We start from the raw sequence: 16,662 nt of genomic DNA, 5'->3' as shown, positions 1-16,662 counted from the left end.
GTTCGTATTTTTGCAAGATTAAATCATTCTAAATAAATACAATGATAACAGTATCAGATCAAGCGAAGTTAAAAGCCATCCAACTAATGACGGAAGAAGGCTTTGACCCTGCTGAAGATTATATAAGAGTGGGGGTAAAAAGTGGAGGATGTTCTGGTTTGGAGTATGTTTTAAAATTTGATAACGAAAAAACAGAAACAGATCAGATTATTGAAAATAACGATGTTAAGATTGTTGTGGACAAAAAATCTATCCTCTATTTAGCGGGTACAATTCTTGAATATTCAGGAGGTTTGAATGGAAAAGGATTTGTTTTTAACAATCCGAATGCATCCAGAACATGTGGTTGTGGAGAAAGTTTTTCTCTATAGAGAAAAGACATTAGATGCTGGATATCAGATAAAAGACCTGTTCTTCAATCTGAAATCTAACATCTGAAATCTAAAAAAAAATAATGAGTAAATATACAGAAGACGATTTACGCGTCGATTTAGAAAATAAAAAGTATGAATTCGGTTGGGAAACCAAGATCGATTATGAAGATTTCCCAATTGGTTTAGATGAAAATATCATCCGTGCCATTTCTGCTAAAAAAGAAGAACCGGAATGGATGACAGAATGGCGTTTGGAATCTTTCAGAATATGGCTTAAAATGGTAGAACCTACCTGGGCAAATATTAAGTATGAGAAACCAGATTTCCAAGCTATCCGTTATTATGCTGCTCCAAAGAAAAATCCTGAGCTAGCAAGCCTAGATGAGGTGGATCCTGAGCTTCTCAAAACATTTGAAAAGCTAGGTATCAATATCGAAGAGCAAAAAAGACTTTCGGGAGTTGCGGTAGATATCGTCATCGATTCTATTTCTGTAAAAACAACTTTTCAGGAAACCCTGGCAGAAAAAGGAATTATTTTCTGCTCTATTTCCGAAGCGATAAAAAATCACCCAGACCTGGTGAAAAAATATCTTGGAAAAGTAGTTCCAAGAGGAGATAATTTTTATTCTGCATTAAACTCCGCGGTTTTTTCTGACGGAAGTTTCTGCTATATTCCAAAAGGTGTAAGATGCCCGATGGAGCTTTCTACTTACTTCCGTATCAATCAGGCTGGAACAGGACAGTTCGAAAGAACCCTTGTTATTGCGGATGAAGGAAGTTATGTTTCTTATCTTGAAGGATGTACAGCTCCTTCCAGAGATGAAAATCAGCTCCATGCAGCTGTTGTGGAATTAATAGCAATGGACAATGCAGAAATTAAATATTCAACTGTTCAGAACTGGTATCCGGGTAACGAAGAAGGCAAGGGAGGTGTATTCAATTTTGTGACTAAAAGAGGACTTTGCGAAAAAAATGCAAAAATCTCATGGACGCAGGTTGAAACCGGGTCTGCAGTAACATGGAAGTATCCTTCTTGTATTTTAAAAGGAGATGGCTCAATAGGTGAGTTTTACTCCATTGCGGTGACCAATAATCACCAGTATGCTGATACAGGAACTAAAATGATCCACATCGGAAAGAATACGAAATCAACGATTATTTCCAAGGGTATTTCAGCAGGAAAATCTCAGAACTCATATAGAGGGCAGGTAAAAGTAATGCCTTCTGCAAAAGGAGCAAGAAACTTTTCACAGTGTGATTCATTACTGATGGGTAATGAGTGCGGTGCGCATACTTTCCCATATATTGAGATCAAAGACCCGACTGCACAGCTGGAACATGAAGCTACTACTTCAAAAATTGGGGAAGATCAGATCTTCTATTGCAATCAGAGAGGTATTGATACAGAAAGGGCTATTGCTTTGATTGTAAATGGGTTCAGTAAGGAAGTTTTAAATAAACTTCCAATGGAGTTTGCTATTGAAGCCCAGAAATTATTAGAGATATCATTAGAAGGTTCGGTAGGGTAATTATGAAGGAAACTACGGAAAGATTGATTTTAAGAAAACCTGAAAAAGACGATTTTGAAAGATTTTTTGAAATTAATAATGATCCGCAGACTAATTTATATAATCCAAATGGACCAATGAGTCTTGAAAAGGCTACAAGTACATTTAATAGGATGCTGGAACACTGGGAACAAAATAATTTTGGAGCCTGGGCTGTTTCAGAAAAAGAAAATCCGGAAAAAATCATTGGTTTTGGAGGGTTAAGCTATAAAATGTATGGTGAGACAGAAAAATTAAATCTGGGATATCGCTTTGCTCCCGAAGCTTGGGGAAAAGGATATGCAACAGAATTTTCAAAAAAGACAATAGACTTCGGTTTTAGTGATTTAAATGAAAAGGAAATTTTTGGTGTTGTCCGTCCTAACAATATAGCTTCCATCAAAGTATTGGAGAAAGCAGGAATGGAGCAGACAGGAAAACTTAATGATGTCCCGGATCAGCCGGAAAGTTTAGTATATAGAATTCAAAAATAATTTGTTTAAGCAAATAAAATGTTAGAAATAAAAAACTTACACGCCAGAATTGAAGATGGCGCACAAATTTTAAAAGGTATCAATCTTGAAATAAAACCAGGTGAAGTCCATGCTATTATGGGGCCTAACGGAGCAGGAAAATCTACCCTTTCTTCTATTATCGCAGGAAAAGAAGATTATGAGGTTACAGAAGGTGAAATTATTTTTGAGGGCGAAAACATCAATGAGGATGCTCCTGAAGAAAGAGCGCACAAAGGAATATTCCTTTCTTTTCAGTATCCGGTAGAAATTCCTGGAGTTTCTGTTACTAACTTTATTAAAGCTGCTTTAAACGAAAACAGAAAAGCAAACGGACTCGAAGAAATGCCGGCAAAAGAAATGCTTGCTATGATTCGTGAAAAGTCTGAAAAACTTGGAATTAAAAAAGATTTCCTTTCAAGATCATTAAACGAAGGATTTTCGGGAGGTGAAAAGAAGAGAAATGAGATCTTTCAGATGATGATGCTTAATCCAAAATTAGCTATTCTTGATGAGACAGATTCAGGATTGGATATTGATGCTTTAAGAATCGTTGCAGATGGAGTAAATTACTTTAAAAACGAAGGAAATGCAGTTCTTTTGATTACCCACTATCAAAGATTGCTTAATTATATCCAACCGGACTTTGTTCATGTACTGGCTAACGGTAAAATTATAAAGACTGGTGACAAATCTCTTGCTTTAGAATTGGAAGCAAAAGGTTACGATTGGCTTCTTAACTAATTAGATAAGAAGAAATATTTTTAGTACCGATTTTATCAATCATTACTAAAAGTCAAGCGGAAAAACCGCAAATGGTAATACAATTTTTAAATACATAAAAAAGGTGTGATGGCCGAAATTTCAGTAATGGCTTTATACGATCAAATTATTGACAACCACGATGAGTTTTTGGAAAGTCTTCGTCACAGATTTCTGGATGAAGATAGAAAGTCAGCTCTTCGGGCGTTCGAAAGTATTGGTTTTCCAACCAAAAAAGACGAAGAATATAAATATACCAACCTAAAAGAGATCACGGAAAAAAACTATAATTTTTTCCCTAAAGAAGGTCACAATATTACTAAAGAACAATTGGAGCAATTGCATCTTGGTGAAGAAAATTTTGACTGGATTGTTTTTGTGAATGGTAAACTTCATAAAGAATTATCAAAAGTTTCTATTGAGAATGTAGAGTTTTTGTCCTTCAACTATGCTTTGAATGATGAAAAACATAAAGAAGTATTTGATAAATACTTTAATACAATTGCTGCAGAAAAATCAGCTTTCACGGACCTGAATCTTGCTTATTGCAAATACGGGTTCTTCCTGAAAGTTCCTAAAAATGTAGTTATTGAAAAACCTATCCACGTTTTCTATCTTTCACAAAATCAAGAAGAAAACACCTTCTACAACACAAGAAACCTGCTTATCGTAGAAGACGGAGCAAAAGTGGAAATTATTGAAAGTCACCATAATTTTGATGATACTTTTGTATTAACAAATTCAGTAACTGAAATTTTCACTTATCCCAATGCAAAAGCAGACTGGCATAAGCTTCAGAATGATAATGACACTTCTTATCTGATTGACAACACTTTTGCAAAACAGGAAAAAGATAGTTTAACAACTGTAAACACGTTTTCCTTTGGAGGAAAACTGGTAAGAAACAATCTCGATTTCATTCATAACGGACAGAATATCAATTCATTTATGAACGGGATTACGATTATCGGAAAAGATCAGTTGGTGGATCACCATACTGCAGTTCACCATAATCAGCCGAATTGTGAAAGTTATCAAAACTATAAAGGGATATTTAAAGATAAGGCACATGGTGTATTCAACGGAAAAGTTTTCGTTGATAAAATAGCTCAAAAAACCAATGCTTATCAGCAAAATAATAATGTTTTGCTAAGCGAGGGAGCAAGTATTGATACAAAGCCTCAATTGGAAATCTTTGCAGATGATGTAAAGTGTTCACATGGTTGTACTGTAGGTCAGCTGAATGACGACGCATTATTCTATCTGAGAGCAAGAGGAATCTCTAAAAAAGAAGCTCAGGCATTATTATTATATGCATTTGCCAATGATGCCATGCAAAACATTGATATTGAACCTTTAAAAGAAAAAATTTCCAGATTATTGGCTGAGAAATTAGAAGTAGACATTGAATTCTAAGAAAATAAATTGATACCAAAAAAGCACTTCGTATGAAGTGCTTTTTTTATTATGATATATAGTTTCTCTATTTCTTGATCCACCATTGATTATCTTTCCTGTCCGATCTCTTCACTCCATTATTCACAGTATAGGCAATACCAATTCCTAAAGTCTGTTTAAGCTGTGTCTTTTGGATTTGATTATGGTCATAGAGTACATCCACCGTAATATTGGAAGAAATATATTTGTTGATTTTTAAATTGACAACTGCTCCATAAGCGAGAACAAGTCTATCCGGATGATCTAGGTAATTTGAAAATACCGATGCAGTATTAGTCAGATTAATATTCTCCATAAGCTTAATTTTGTAGACAGCATTCCCTAAAAAACCAAATTGCAGAAGAGAACTGTCGCCATCTGCTTTTAAGCCATAATTCCCCGCTTTCTGAAGGTCAGGATCCAGAACAAACGTCCATCTTGCATTGACCGGGCGCAATGTTACCGTCAGATTATCATCTGGCCTGTAGGTAACCCCCAAACCCATGTTAAAGTATCCCGGAGCCATGAAATTAGAGATTTTCTTTGCTTCCGGGTTATTCCCGTCTTCATATCCTGTTGAAAACTGAGACTGTAAGCTTGCCCCGGAGGAAATATACCAGCTTTTAGAAAACTGTCTTCCATAGTTGGTAGAAATATTGAGAACATCCTGTGTCTTTCTTGTTCCCACTCCTTTTGTATTATTCTGTCCATAACCCATGATAATAATGTTTTCCCATAGGTCCTTATCTTTTTCATAAGTAAGATTATAATCGATACCTGCAAGCCAGCCAACATTGTTGGCTCCTCCACCAACCCAATTTGAAAAAGCGGCCTGATTGAACATTAATGTATTTTTACCTAAAACCGACCAATGTTTAACAGTGTCTACAACGATTGAATCCTTTTTTATGTCCTGAGCATTTACAAAAAACTGCATTGAAATACCGACAAGCAATAAAAACTTCTTCATATAATAAAAAATTTTTCAATTACAAAAGTATAAAATATAATTTGTGTGAACCCATAATTTATAAAGCAGGTAGCCTGTTTTGTTCACAAATTATCCTTTAACATACGAAAACCGAGCCACTTTCCAGCAATCAAATCTTTTATATTTTTTTAAAATTTAAATCTTGATAAAAATCATTACCTTTTGTCGTAAAAAAAACTTCGTATCTGGAAATCATCGCCAAAATTTCCGAAATTTATTATTGGCTTTTGATTTGACATTATCTCTTCATGTTTAAAAACGCAATTTCCAGAAAAGCTATCATAAATCCACTGCTGATGCTTTCAGCAATGTGGCTGGGGTACTTTTTACAGACACAGGGCTTTTTTCAAAGCTGTTTTGGAGCTATTATACCTCTGCTACCTGAAGGCTTGCTTGGAATAATTACGTCTCCCCTTCTGCATGGAAATATGGATCATATCATTAGCAATTCAATTCCGATCGCCGTATTGATGTTTCTTCTATATCAGTTTTACCCGTTAGTGGCTAATAAAGTATTTGTCATAGGCTGGCTTGCAACAGGTTTGCTGTTATGGTTACTTCCGCCCATAGATATTCTTACAGGAGAATATATGTACACATGTACAATTGGGGCGAGCGGTATTGTATACGTTCTAGCTTTTTTCCTCTTTTTCAGCGGGGTCTTCAAATGGAATATGAAGCTTCTCACCATTTCTTTACTGGTCGTACTTTATTATGGCAGTTTAGTTTGGGGAATGTTTCCGGAGGAACTATTTTACAATCTTCAGGAACCGAGTAAAATATCTTGGCAAGCCCATCTATCGGGAGCTGTTGTAGGAAGTATTATTGCATTTGCATTTAAAAACATAGGAGAAAAAAAGAAAAGATATATCTGGGAATTCCCCAATTATTATAGCGAAAAAGATGACAAACTTTGGCAGGAATATAAAGAAAATCACCCTGAAGACTTTTTAGAACTGCCGTACAAAAAAGAGATGATATCTGGGATCATTTGGATGAATTAAGAAAAAAATAAAACTTAATTCGTTACATTTGGATAAAAAGCACACATGATATCCGAAGAACATCTTTATTCAATCGCATTACGCGAATGTAACCTCATTGGTGACATTAACCTTTCTAAACTCACAAAAGCATTCGGGAGCGCTAAAAATGCCTGGGAACAAGCCAAAAAAGAATATAAAAAGCTGGATGGATTTGGTCACAAAATCGTATCAGATATTGGCAATTTGTCTCATTTACACTTCGCAGAAAAAGAATTAAAATTTTGCGAGCGTAACGGTATTCAGATCAGGTTAAAACATCTGAAAGAACTTCCTTATTTACTCCATGAATGTGAAGACGCTCCTGCTATTTTATACCAAAAAGGAACCTACAATGAAAACTTACAACCATTAAGTATTGTGGGTACACGTACTATCACATCATATGGGAAACAATTTATAAGTGACTTTTTTCATGAAGCCCAATCCTACAATTTTGTTTCGGTCAGTGGCCTGGCTTTGGGAGCAGATAAGGAAGTCCATGAACAGTCTCTGCATCATAAAATCCCTACGATTGGTGTTCTAGCTCATGGCTTCCATACTTTATATCCGGCCAAAAATAAAAAACTAGCTGACAGAATAATTAATGAAGGAGGGGCTCTTTTTACAGAATTTAATTCTTCCAGGAAACCCGACAGAGAAAATTTCATCCAGAGAAACAGGATTATTGCGGGTTTTTCTCCTGCTACAATTGTGGTAGAAACTGCTTTTGGGGGAGGATCTGTAAGTACAGCAACTTTTGCAAACGGCTACAACAGGGATGTTTTTGCTCTCCCGGGAAAAGTCACCGATCAACATAGCCAAGGTTGCAATCAGCTCATTTCTCAAAATAAAGCAGCAATAATTTCTACAATAAAAGACCTTATTTATACCCTAGGTTTTAACAAGCCGAAGGAAAAAATGGAAGAACTTTTTCCTTATTCTTCCACAAGCATACAACTAACTGATAATCAAAATATAATCTATAAATTTATTCTAAAGAATCCACAAATAAATTTAGATGATCTTGCCCAGCAAATTACGCTTCCGACACACAAAATTTTGCCCATAATTTTGGAATTAGAGCTTTTAGGGAAAGTGAAATCACTTTCCGGGAGACAATTTGTGGCAATTTGAAATTTAACTATTTCTTAATATTGCATTATTTCACAAATAACATTTAATTTTTAATAAAATTTAACTACTAATTATTAATTTAATAATATTTTCCCTCATAATTATTAAATTTTCAATAATCATCAATTAAGGTGTTGTGAATCTTGAAAAAAAAATTAAATTTGTTGGCAATAATATTCAACCTTAATATATGGAACAATATAATATTGACCAGAAAATCCAGGAGTTTATTGCAAAAATTGAGGCAAAAAACCCTAACGAGCCAGAATTTTTACAAGCCGTAAAAGAAGTTGCAGTTACTGTTATCCCATTTATCGCTACAAAGAAGGAATATACAGGAATGAAGCTTCTAGAAAGAATGGCTGAAGCTGAAAGAATTATTATTTTCAGAGTTCCATGGGTTGATGACAAAGGAGAGATCCAGGTAAACAGAGGTTTCAGAATTCAGATGAACTCTGCAATCGGACCATACAAAGGAGGAATTCGTTTCCATCCGACAGTAAATTTATCTGTTCTTAAGTTTTTAGCTTTTGAACAAGTTTTCAAAAACTCATTAACTACTCTTCCAATGGGAGGTGGAAAAGGAGGTTCTGACTTTGATCCACAAGGAAAATCAGATATGGAAGTAATGCGTTTCTGCCAGGCTTTCATGACTGAATTATGCAAGCATATTGGTCCTGAAACTGACGTTCCAGCCGGAGATATCGGGGTAGGATCAAGAGAAATCGGATACCTTTTCGGACAATATAAGAAGATCAGAAATGAATTTACCGGTGTTCTTACTGGTAAAGGACTTGCTTATGGAGGTTCATTGATTCGTCCTGAAGCTACGGGATATGGTGTTGTGTATTTTGCTGAGCAAATGCTGAAAACCATTGGCCAAACTTTTAAAGACAAAATAGTTTCTGTTTCAGGTTTTGGTAATGTAGCGTGGGGAGTAATTAAAAAAGTATCTGAATTAGGAGGAAAAGTGGTTACCATTTCAGGTCCTGACGGATACATTTATGATAAAGACGGTATTGAAGGAGATAAAATCGATTACTTATTGGAATTGAGAGCTTCCGGTAATAACAGAGCTGAGGATTATGCTAAAAAATATCCATCTGCTGTATTCCATGCAGGGAAACGTCCTTGGGAAGTGAAGTGTGATGTGGCAATTCCTTCTGCAACCCAAAACGAATTGGATTTCGAAGATGCTAAAATATTGGTTGAAAACGGAGTTTTATGTGTAACTGAAGCTGCTAATATGCCTTCAACATTAGAAGCCATCAACTATTTCTTAGATAGCAAAGTATTATTCTCTCCTGGAAAAGCATCTAATGCCGGTGGTGTAGCTACTTCAGGATTAGAAATGACTCAAAACTCAATTCGTTTGAACTGGACTTCTGAAGAAGTAGATGCAAGATTAAAGGAAATCATGATTGGAATCCATAAAGCTTGTAGAGACTACGGAAAAGAGGAAGACGGCTATGTAAACTATGTAAAAGGGGCAAATATTGCCGGCTTTGTGAAGGTTGCAGAAGCAATGTTAGCTCAAGGAGTTGTGTAAGATAAAAATATAAAGGTTGGGAATCTTCCCGGCCTTTTTTCTTATAGCCTGTTCCCGGGGATAATGGGAAAAAAGTAAAAAGTGAAAGGAGAAAGCATTGATATATTCAATGCTTTTTTTATGTAAAAAACATACAAGATAAGTGCATCTCCCATCATCATTTGGTAGGGAATAATATGCTCCCAGACATTTTATGCTCAAAAAAAATCCTGAAATACATAATTTCAGGATCTTCATTTCAACTTTTTAACAATTTATTTCGACTTTTTCTTCTTAGCCTTCTTCTCTTCTTTAGTCGCTTCAGAAGGTTTTGTTGCCTCAACAGCAGTTTCAGTACTAACACTTGTTGTTCCATCAGTCATTTTAGTTGGGTTGGCCGAAGTATCAACAGTAGTGGTTGTACCTGTACTTAATGTTTGATTCGGTGTAGTCGTATTGGAATTAGACTGCATCGTTTGTGGAGTTGTCTGGGTTGTAGTCTGATTAGGATCAACCTTCTTCTGTGTCTCAGTCTGGGCTGATACAGCAATCATTCCTACTAAAGAAAATGCTGCTGTGAAAATTAACTTTTTCATATTCTAATATTTTAAATGGGTGTTTAGTATTTCTAGAACGCCATTTATTTTATTAAATTATATGTAAAGGTCTTATTTAACGTACTTTATATTATTTTAAGATGAATTTTGATTATAAGTTATTTTCATAATTTTTTCATAATCCTCTCTACAAATTCAAATGCAGCCGGACAAATAACAGTATTTTTTACCATTAACGAATTGATCTGATAAATCTTCTTTCTATCCGTATGAGGATATTCCCTACAGGCTTTAGGTCTCACTTCATATATCGAGCACGTATTATCATCATTTAGAAAAAAGCAGGGTAAGTTTTGAAGCACCTTATCATTATCCTCATCTATCCTCAGGAATTTTGATTCAAAATCTGCAGGCTTCATTCGAAGATGCTTAGCAATGCGCTCAATATCCTTCTCTGTATATAAAGGCCCGGTAGTTTTACAGCAATTTGCACATTGAAGACAATCCACTTTCTCAAATACTTCTTCATGGGTTTCCTGAACAACATAATCAAGATTTTTGGGCGGCTTTTTCTTTAATCCGTCCAAAAATTTCTTATGCTCCTTTTGCTTTTGTAAAGCTTGTTTTCTGTATAATTCTATATCCATTACCCCTTTTCGCTAAAAACAGGAAGATCTGCTTTTTGGTGTTCATTAATCTTATCTAGATCCAGAATTGTCGACTGATTATCTTTATTCGGATAATACATTGGGACAAACTTGGCTCCATAAATAATTTCCCCAGTCACATAAGACGACCTTTGAACCACAGTATTGGAAAATACCTCATCAAAAGCGCGAACCTGAACAATCAGTTCAATATCTGTATTTTTAAAATCTTCCTCAGAAAAGCCATAAAACGGTGAGTTTTCATCAATCTTATGAACAACAGTCCAGTTAAGTGCCAATGTATTAATTTTACCCAGCTGGGTATCCAACCGGTAAAAATTACTTTTAGGAACTCCATCTTCAATAACTTCAATAGCTACCGAAACAATAACCTCTGCATCTGTAAGCGCATTATTTTTATAAGGCGCTAGCCTAAACATTAAAGCAGATGTATCTCTAAAAGGAGCAATCACTGCAATATCAGAAAACCTTAAGTAAGCTCTGGGCCGTGAAAATCTTCCATAAAAAAGTCCTGTTGCAATAGCAAAGGTAAGCAATCCTAAAAAAGCTTCAAAAGTAGCCACCAGACTCGCCAGAAAACCAACCGGTGCAATTCTTCCATATCCTACTGTCGTAAATGTTTGCGAACTGAAAAAAAACACATCAATAAATTCATTGAGGGGATTACTTTTATCAATTCCTGTAAGATGCTGTACTCCGATCAGATAATAAACCAATGCAAAAATAAGATTGACCACCACATAGGAAATTACCAGATACGAAAGAAAACGAAATGTGGATAAATTAAGCATCGTATGATACCAACTTAGCCGATTAAAAACATTGACTCCTGCTCGCTGAACATTCGGAAAACCATCCTTATTGATAAATCTCCCTGAGGCATTGTTACCAAAACCACTGTTCTCCGTATTTGTCTGACGGATTTTTTTTCTGAATCCCCGGGTCATTCTTACACTTTTTTTAATTATTTTAAAGAGCAAAGTTAAGCATAGAATAACTCATTTTTTTAACATTTTTAATAAAAAACAGGAACTCTACAGCTCCTGTCTATTATTATATATTATTTTAGATCGATCTATATTTTTTGGGCCGGTGATTCAAGAACAGTTACACTTACATTACTCACCGACTTTACAATACCCGATTCTCCATGTATGCTTGAAATAAAGTTAGGAAAATCTTCCACGGGAAAAGCCCAGTAGTAATGTCCGTTTGCAGGGTTGGGAAAATTGGCTAGCAAAGTTCCGGTTAACTTCATTGGCACAGAATACTCCACCGAAGATCCTTTCAACTTTGTCAGAACAGAAATTATTTTTTTGGAATGAGCTGGTACAATAGCTTTATATGTACTTGTTTCTGTAATTTCTTCCGAGCTCTCGGTTCCATCTGTAGTATCGCCTCCCACAACAACTTTTGTACTGGCAGATGCTTTGGCAACTAACGGAACATCTATGGATACCGAAGCTCCTACTTCAAATGATCCTGAAACCGTACGTTTCCATGAGGTTGAATACCCTTTTTTATAAGAATAGGTAACTGTAATCTCACTTTCCCGGTCACCATTATTAATAGCTTCAGTCGTATACGAATCATCAGGTAGATCTACTCCGTCTGTCTTTATTTTTACATCAGGGGTTCCTAAAACAATAGATACATCCGGACTTGCTGCTGTATTTCGCATATCGCCATCAACGGATAGATCCGGATTAAAAATAATTCCGTCAGGAACTTGTCCTGAATAAGCGAAAATATTTTTGAGCCTTGTTTTTTCACCTGAAAAATTGATATCATATCCCATATCCTTCAAGTGATTTGCTTTAAAGGGTATCTTGCTTTTTTCATCAGATATACCACGTATCACATTCGTGTTGCCCGGCAACTTAAATTCATCTACAATCTTCCAGCCCTTCTGAAGCATTTCTGCCTCAGTCATTGAAGTTCTTTTTAAATCAGTATAACTTGTGTTTTCTGTATCATCACCAATAGAACTGACTTCATCCCTTGAACAAGAAACAGAAATCCCCAATAACATAATTACTAAAACAGAATTGATTTTTTTACTCATCTTTATTATTTTTTAGTGTTTAATTATTAAATTTACAAAAACCGCTCTGTTTAGTAGCTTATTTTTGCGAATTAAACAATTTTAACACTTATAAATATTTTATTAATTGCAGTTGTGACTGATAACTAGCAGGTAATGAGATTGATCAATTTTCAAGTCCCTTTTTTACCTGATTTACACTAAATTTGAATTATGAAAAAGTTGGAATCAAGAGAAGATATAGAACACCTTGTTAATTCATTTTATGGAAAAGTAGTTAAAGACGAAAACCATTGGGTTCTTTTTTAATGACATTGCAAAGGTAAACTGGGATAACCACCTTCCTAAAATGTATTCTTTCTGGGAAACGATTCTTTTTGGCCAGATGAGCTATAAAGGAAATCCAATGGCCGTTCACTTTCCCATCAACGAACTTCATGCAATGGAAAAAAAACACTTCGATCAGTGGCTCTTCCTTTGGAAAAGCACAATAGAAGAGCTTTTCATCGGTGAAAGTGCAGACATGGCCATCTATAAATCTGAAAACATAGCAAAACTTATGTCCTACAAAATGGAGATGGCTAGAAAATTAAATTAAGGAACGATTACAGTAAAAATATAGGCCGCCAGGTTTACCAATAAAACAGTTCCATATAAAATATTGGTTTTCCCTCTGCTTAATGAGAGCATAACGATAAATACCGATAAAGAAAGCAAAATAATGTCCTTTCTATCCAGTCCTAATACAAAAGGTATGTCATACATGATACAAACTATAGACACAGCAGGAATGGTTAATCCAATACTTGCCAGCGCAGAGCCTAATGCGAGATTAACGCTTGATTGTATCTGATTATTCCTGGCTGCCCTGATCGCCGCAACTCCTTCCGGAAGCAAAACCACAGCTGCAATAATCACTCCAACCAAAGATTTTGGCGCTCCAACACTCTGAACCATATTTTCGATGGTCGCAGAAAGCCCTTTCGCCATTAAGACAACAATAATCAGACAGATAACAAGAAATATAAAACTGATAAGAGTCGCTATTTTTGAAGGGATGTAATGTGAATCCGGGTCATCTGATGTAATAATGAAATAGTTCCTGTGCCTCACTGTCTGAACCATAAGAAATACACCATAAATAACAAGACAGGCAATTGAAACAAAGATCAGTTGGGCCGTATTGTAAAAAGGTCCGTTTACACTTGAAGTAAAGTTGGGAAGAATAAGAGTAAGCGCCAATATAGACACAATACTTACCAGATAGGTTGTAGCAGAAGTTCTCGCAAAAAATTGCTCATAATACTTTACTCCACCTACTAAAATACATATCCCCAATATTCCATTCAGAATAATCATTACAGCCGCAAAAACAGTATCCCTTGCCAGCGTTACCGCCTGATCTCCTCCTGCTATCATTAAAGAAATAATTAACGCCACTTCAATAATGGTAATACAAAGAGCAAGAATAATTGTCCCGAATGGCTCTCCTACTTTATGGGCTACCACTTCCGCATGATGAACAGCCGAAAGCACACTTCCTGTAAGTAAAATTCCTGCTATTATTTCAAAGATGACACCGTTTGCCATCAGACCAGAAAAGTAATATCCCACGGCTAAAACCGGGAAAATAAAGGTATAATGTAAAAGTTCTTTTAATTTCATAAGTGTTTACAAAATACAAAAAATCAATGAAGATTAAAATATTAAGAGAAAAGATTAATGATATTTTAATGACACCAAAGATTGAAATCCTGATAATCAGTCAGCATATGCAATAAAAGCCCGATGCCAACAATTCTTATATTTCCTTTAAAAAAAAGCAGCAAAAAGTACACCGCAATTGCATAGTAAGAATGTAAAAAATGGAATCCTATACTGTTTCTGTCAGGATCAAATATGGGATTAGCAAACAGATGGTCCAGATCAACTAACATGGTAGCTAAGAGTATCAGGTAAGTTCTTTTCCAGTGATCCCTATAAAATATATATGCTATCAAAACAGGAAATACCAGGTGTAAAAAATAATGTGTTCCTGCTTTCCAAAATAAACAATCCATTAGATCCTTCCTTTTAAATAATCCTGTCGTAGCTCCTCATCCAGTTTTTCAATAGCATACCTCAGGCAGGTCCTGGGCATTTCCTTATAGTACTTATTGAGATAGGCAACTAATTCTCCTTCATTTTTATTTCCCATCTCTCTTAATAACCAGCCATTTGCTTTATGCATAAGATCATGCGTATGGCTCAGATTCGTCGTTACAAATTCCTTTGTCAGATGAAAAAAGCCTTTTTTAATGTAATGCATTGTTCCAACTACGGCTATTCTTTTATGCCACATTTCATCAGAATGAGAAAGCTCCCTTAATAGGTGTTCTTGTTGATTTTCAAAAGCATATCTCCCTAATATTTTATAGCAACTTGAATCCACCAAGTCCCAATTATTAATGTATGGCAAATGATTAAGATAAAAATCTACAATTTCTTTTTTCTCCTCTGCCACCTTTGTTTTTTCAAATTTACTGATCAGCATAAATAATGCAGTCAACCGATATTCGTGAAAACCGGATGCAAGCAAAACACTGAGCTCTTTCAAAGAGATTTTGGAATAGTATTCTTTCGCTACAATTCTCTGGTCAGGAACTTTTACACCTAAAAAAATATCTCCTTCACCATATTCCCCCTTTCCTGTTTTAAAAAATTTCGGGAAGAATTCCGCTTTTTCGGGAATTGATAAAACAGCTAGAGCTTCCTGTATTTCTTTTACTACGTTACTCATAACAATCAATCAATTAAACATCTTTATCTAAAGCAATGCTTTCCTGTTCCAATTCTTCTTTTGCAATCTTTTTAGGATTAGCAACCTTAGCAATGGTAAGTCCCTGTACTACAATAGAAAATACTACCACACAATAAGTAATACTTAAAATAATATTGCTATACTCACTTTTAGGAATAGACATTGCCAGCGCAATAGAAACTCCGCCACGAATTCCACCCCAAAACAGCACTTTTATCGTTTGGGGACTAAACCTTGTTCGGAAAGACATAAATTTTGTAGGTCCCCATATTGAAATAAATCTTGCTACCAACACAACAATAATTGCAATAATCCCTGGAATAATAAAGTGATTCAGATCCTTTATCATGAGCAGCTCAAAACCTATAAATAAGAAAAGTACAGCGTTCAATATTTCATCAATTAACTCCCAGAATTTAATAAGATAATCCTGAGTAATTGATTTCATTTTGAATCTTACGTTAAAATTCCCCATAAATAATCCGGCAGCAACCATGGTGAGAGGGCCTGAAATATGCATCTGCCTTGCGATGAGGTATCCGCCCATGACCACAGAAAGGGTAACCAAAACTGAAATAATATAATCATCAACTTCACGCATTAGCCTTGAAGTAATCCAACCTAACAAAACACCCAATAACAATCCCCCTCCAGCTTCTTTAAGCAGTAACAGTCCAATACTTTCCACTCCTAAATCTACTTCTTTCCCGACAGCTAACTGCAGTACTACGGTAAAAACAACAACAGCCATACCATCATTGAAAAGAGATTCTCCAGCAACCTTAGTCTCTAAAGATTTAGAAACTTTTGCCTGCTTCAAGACACTCAGAACAGCCACGGGATCAGTAGGAGATATCAGAGCCCCGAAAACAAGACAATAGATAAAAGGAAGTTTGATACCCACTAAAGGCAACAGGTAAAACATTCCGAATCCTACGATAAAAGTAGAAATGACAACCCCTGCCGTGGAGAAAATAAGAACGGGCCTGAATTGTTCTTTAAGGTCATTAATATTAATATGAATTCCTCCTGCAAATAATAGAAAATTAAGCATTGCGCCCATTAACACTTCAGTGAAGTCTATGCTGTTCATCAATTTATGAAGATGCCCAAAAGTTCTTGGCAATACAGTTTCACCAAATAAAACCAGGAAAATTGAAACCACAATGGCAATTACCATGATCCCGATAGTACTGGGAAGTTTGAGAAATCTGTAATTAAGATATGCGAATATGGATGCTAAAACTATTAACGCTGAAAATGAATAATATAATTCCACTAAG

The 16,662-nt window shown here is 35.4% G+C and carries 16 protein-coding genes and 2 pseudogenes; 9 read left to right on the top strand and 9 right to left on the bottom strand.

Annotated elements, in window-relative coordinates; translation table 11 throughout:
* Positions 1–41 precede the first annotated feature (41 nt).
* The 5 genes from MTQ00_RS16610 (at position 42) to sufD (ending at position 4,611) form a co-directional block, all read left to right on the top strand.
* Entirely contained in the window at positions 42–371 is a 330-nt protein-coding gene (locus MTQ00_RS16610) for a HesB/IscA family protein (RefSeq protein WP_172281985.1), read from the top strand.
* An 83-nt stretch (positions 372–454) separates the two neighbouring features.
* Positions 455–1,903: a Fe-S cluster assembly protein SufB gene (gene sufB / locus MTQ00_RS16605; RefSeq protein WP_172281983.1), complete on the top strand. Its 1,449-nt coding sequence runs from the start codon at positions 455–457 to the stop codon at positions 1,901–1,903.
* A gap of 2 nt (positions 1,904–1,905) precedes the next feature.
* Positions 1,906–2,415, top strand: a complete 510-nt coding sequence (locus MTQ00_RS16600; RefSeq protein ID WP_273650352.1) for a GNAT family N-acetyltransferase — start codon at positions 1,906–1,908, stop codon at positions 2,413–2,415.
* Positions 2,416–2,433: 18 nt separating this feature from the next.
* Positions 2,434–3,177, top strand: coding sequence for a Fe-S cluster assembly ATPase SufC (gene sufC / locus MTQ00_RS16595; protein WP_172281980.1), 744 nt, complete (start codon positions 2,434–2,436; stop codon positions 3,175–3,177).
* A gap of 126 nt (positions 3,178–3,303) precedes the next feature.
* The gene (gene sufD / locus MTQ00_RS16590; RefSeq protein ID WP_172282427.1) at positions 3,304–4,611 is read left to right on the top strand and encodes a Fe-S cluster assembly protein SufD; all 1,308 of its coding nucleotides are present in this window, start codon (positions 3,304–3,306) and stop codon (positions 4,609–4,611) included.
* 67 nt (positions 4,612–4,678) lie between these two features.
* Here sufD and MTQ00_RS16585 read toward each other — a convergent pair whose 3' ends face one another.
* Complete coding sequence (locus tag MTQ00_RS16585) at positions 4,679–5,602, bottom strand: DUF3078 domain-containing protein (protein ID WP_273650351.1); 924 nt, start codon at positions 5,600–5,602, stop codon at positions 4,679–4,681.
* A 269-nt stretch (positions 5,603–5,871) separates the two neighbouring features.
* Between MTQ00_RS16585 and MTQ00_RS16580 the strand changes: the two are divergent.
* From MTQ00_RS16580 to gdhA, 3 genes and pseudogenes are all read left to right on the top strand, one after another.
* Positions 5,872–6,638: pseudogene (locus tag MTQ00_RS16580) on the top strand (rhomboid family intramembrane serine protease).
* 34 nt (positions 6,639–6,672) lie between these two features.
* Entirely contained in the window at positions 6,673–7,782 is a 1,110-nt protein-coding gene (gene dprA / locus MTQ00_RS16575) for a DNA-processing protein DprA (RefSeq protein WP_273650350.1), read from the top strand.
* 190 nt (positions 7,783–7,972) lie between these two features.
* Positions 7,973–9,331: an NADP-specific glutamate dehydrogenase gene (gdhA, locus tag MTQ00_RS16570; protein WP_172281957.1), complete on the top strand. Its 1,359-nt coding sequence runs from the start codon at positions 7,973–7,975 to the stop codon at positions 9,329–9,331.
* Between the two features lie 254 nt (positions 9,332–9,585).
* Here the strand turns inward: gdhA and MTQ00_RS16565 are convergent, their stop codons facing one another.
* The 4 genes from MTQ00_RS16565 to MTQ00_RS16550 form a co-directional block, all read right to left on the bottom strand.
* A complete protein-coding gene (locus tag MTQ00_RS16565) occupies positions 9,586–9,906 on the bottom strand; it encodes a hypothetical protein (protein WP_273650349.1) in 321 nt (106 codons plus the stop codon).
* A gap of 125 nt (positions 9,907–10,031) precedes the next feature.
* Entirely contained in the window at positions 10,032–10,514 is a 483-nt protein-coding gene (locus MTQ00_RS16560; protein ID WP_273650348.1) for a YkgJ family cysteine cluster protein, read from the bottom strand.
* Positions 10,514–11,482 (bottom strand): ion channel, encoded by a 969-nt coding sequence (locus MTQ00_RS16555; RefSeq protein ID WP_273650347.1) that lies wholly within the window; start codon positions 11,480–11,482, stop codon positions 10,514–10,516. The genes MTQ00_RS16560 and MTQ00_RS16555 overlap by 1 nt, the downstream gene beginning before the upstream one ends.
* A gap of 128 nt (positions 11,483–11,610) precedes the next feature.
* Positions 11,611–12,600: a hypothetical protein gene (locus MTQ00_RS16550; RefSeq protein WP_273650346.1), complete on the bottom strand. Its 990-nt coding sequence runs from the start codon at positions 12,598–12,600 to the stop codon at positions 11,611–11,613.
* 192 nt (positions 12,601–12,792) lie between these two features.
* Here MTQ00_RS16550 and MTQ00_RS16545 point away from each other — a divergent pair.
* Positions 12,793–13,177 (top strand): annotated as a pseudogene (locus MTQ00_RS16545) (group III truncated hemoglobin).
* Here MTQ00_RS16545 and MTQ00_RS16540 read toward each other — a convergent pair.
* The 4 genes from MTQ00_RS16540 to MTQ00_RS16525 form a co-directional block, all read right to left on the bottom strand.
* Positions 13,174–14,244 carry a calcium:proton antiporter gene (locus MTQ00_RS16540; RefSeq protein ID WP_273650345.1) on the bottom strand — a complete coding sequence of 357 codons (1,071 nt, stop codon included), beginning with the start codon at positions 14,242–14,244 and terminating at the stop codon, positions 13,174–13,176. The pseudogene MTQ00_RS16545 and the gene MTQ00_RS16540 sit on opposite strands and share 4 nt — an antisense overlap.
* 65 nt (positions 14,245–14,309) lie before the next feature.
* Positions 14,310–14,639, bottom strand: a complete 330-nt coding sequence (locus MTQ00_RS16535) for a DUF6122 family protein (protein WP_273650344.1) — start codon at positions 14,637–14,639, stop codon at positions 14,310–14,312.
* Positions 14,639–15,358 (bottom strand): DNA alkylation repair protein, encoded by a 720-nt coding sequence (locus MTQ00_RS16530; RefSeq protein WP_273650343.1) that lies wholly within the window; start codon positions 15,356–15,358, stop codon positions 14,639–14,641. The genes MTQ00_RS16535 and MTQ00_RS16530 overlap by 1 nt, the downstream gene beginning before the upstream one ends.
* Before the next feature lie 13 nt (positions 15,359–15,371).
* On the bottom strand, positions 15,372–16,658 hold the full coding sequence (locus MTQ00_RS16525; RefSeq protein WP_273650342.1) for a cation:proton antiporter: 1,287 nt from the start codon (positions 16,656–16,658) through the stop codon (positions 15,372–15,374).
* Between the last annotated feature and the right edge of the window lie 4 nt (positions 16,659–16,662).

It is taken from the genome of Chryseobacterium sp. B21-037 (assembly GCF_028570785.1).
GTDB classification, from domain to species: Bacteria; Bacteroidota; Bacteroidia; order Flavobacteriales; family Weeksellaceae; genus Chryseobacterium; species Chryseobacterium proteolyticum.
This window is presented reverse-complemented; position numbering and strand designations above follow the sequence as displayed.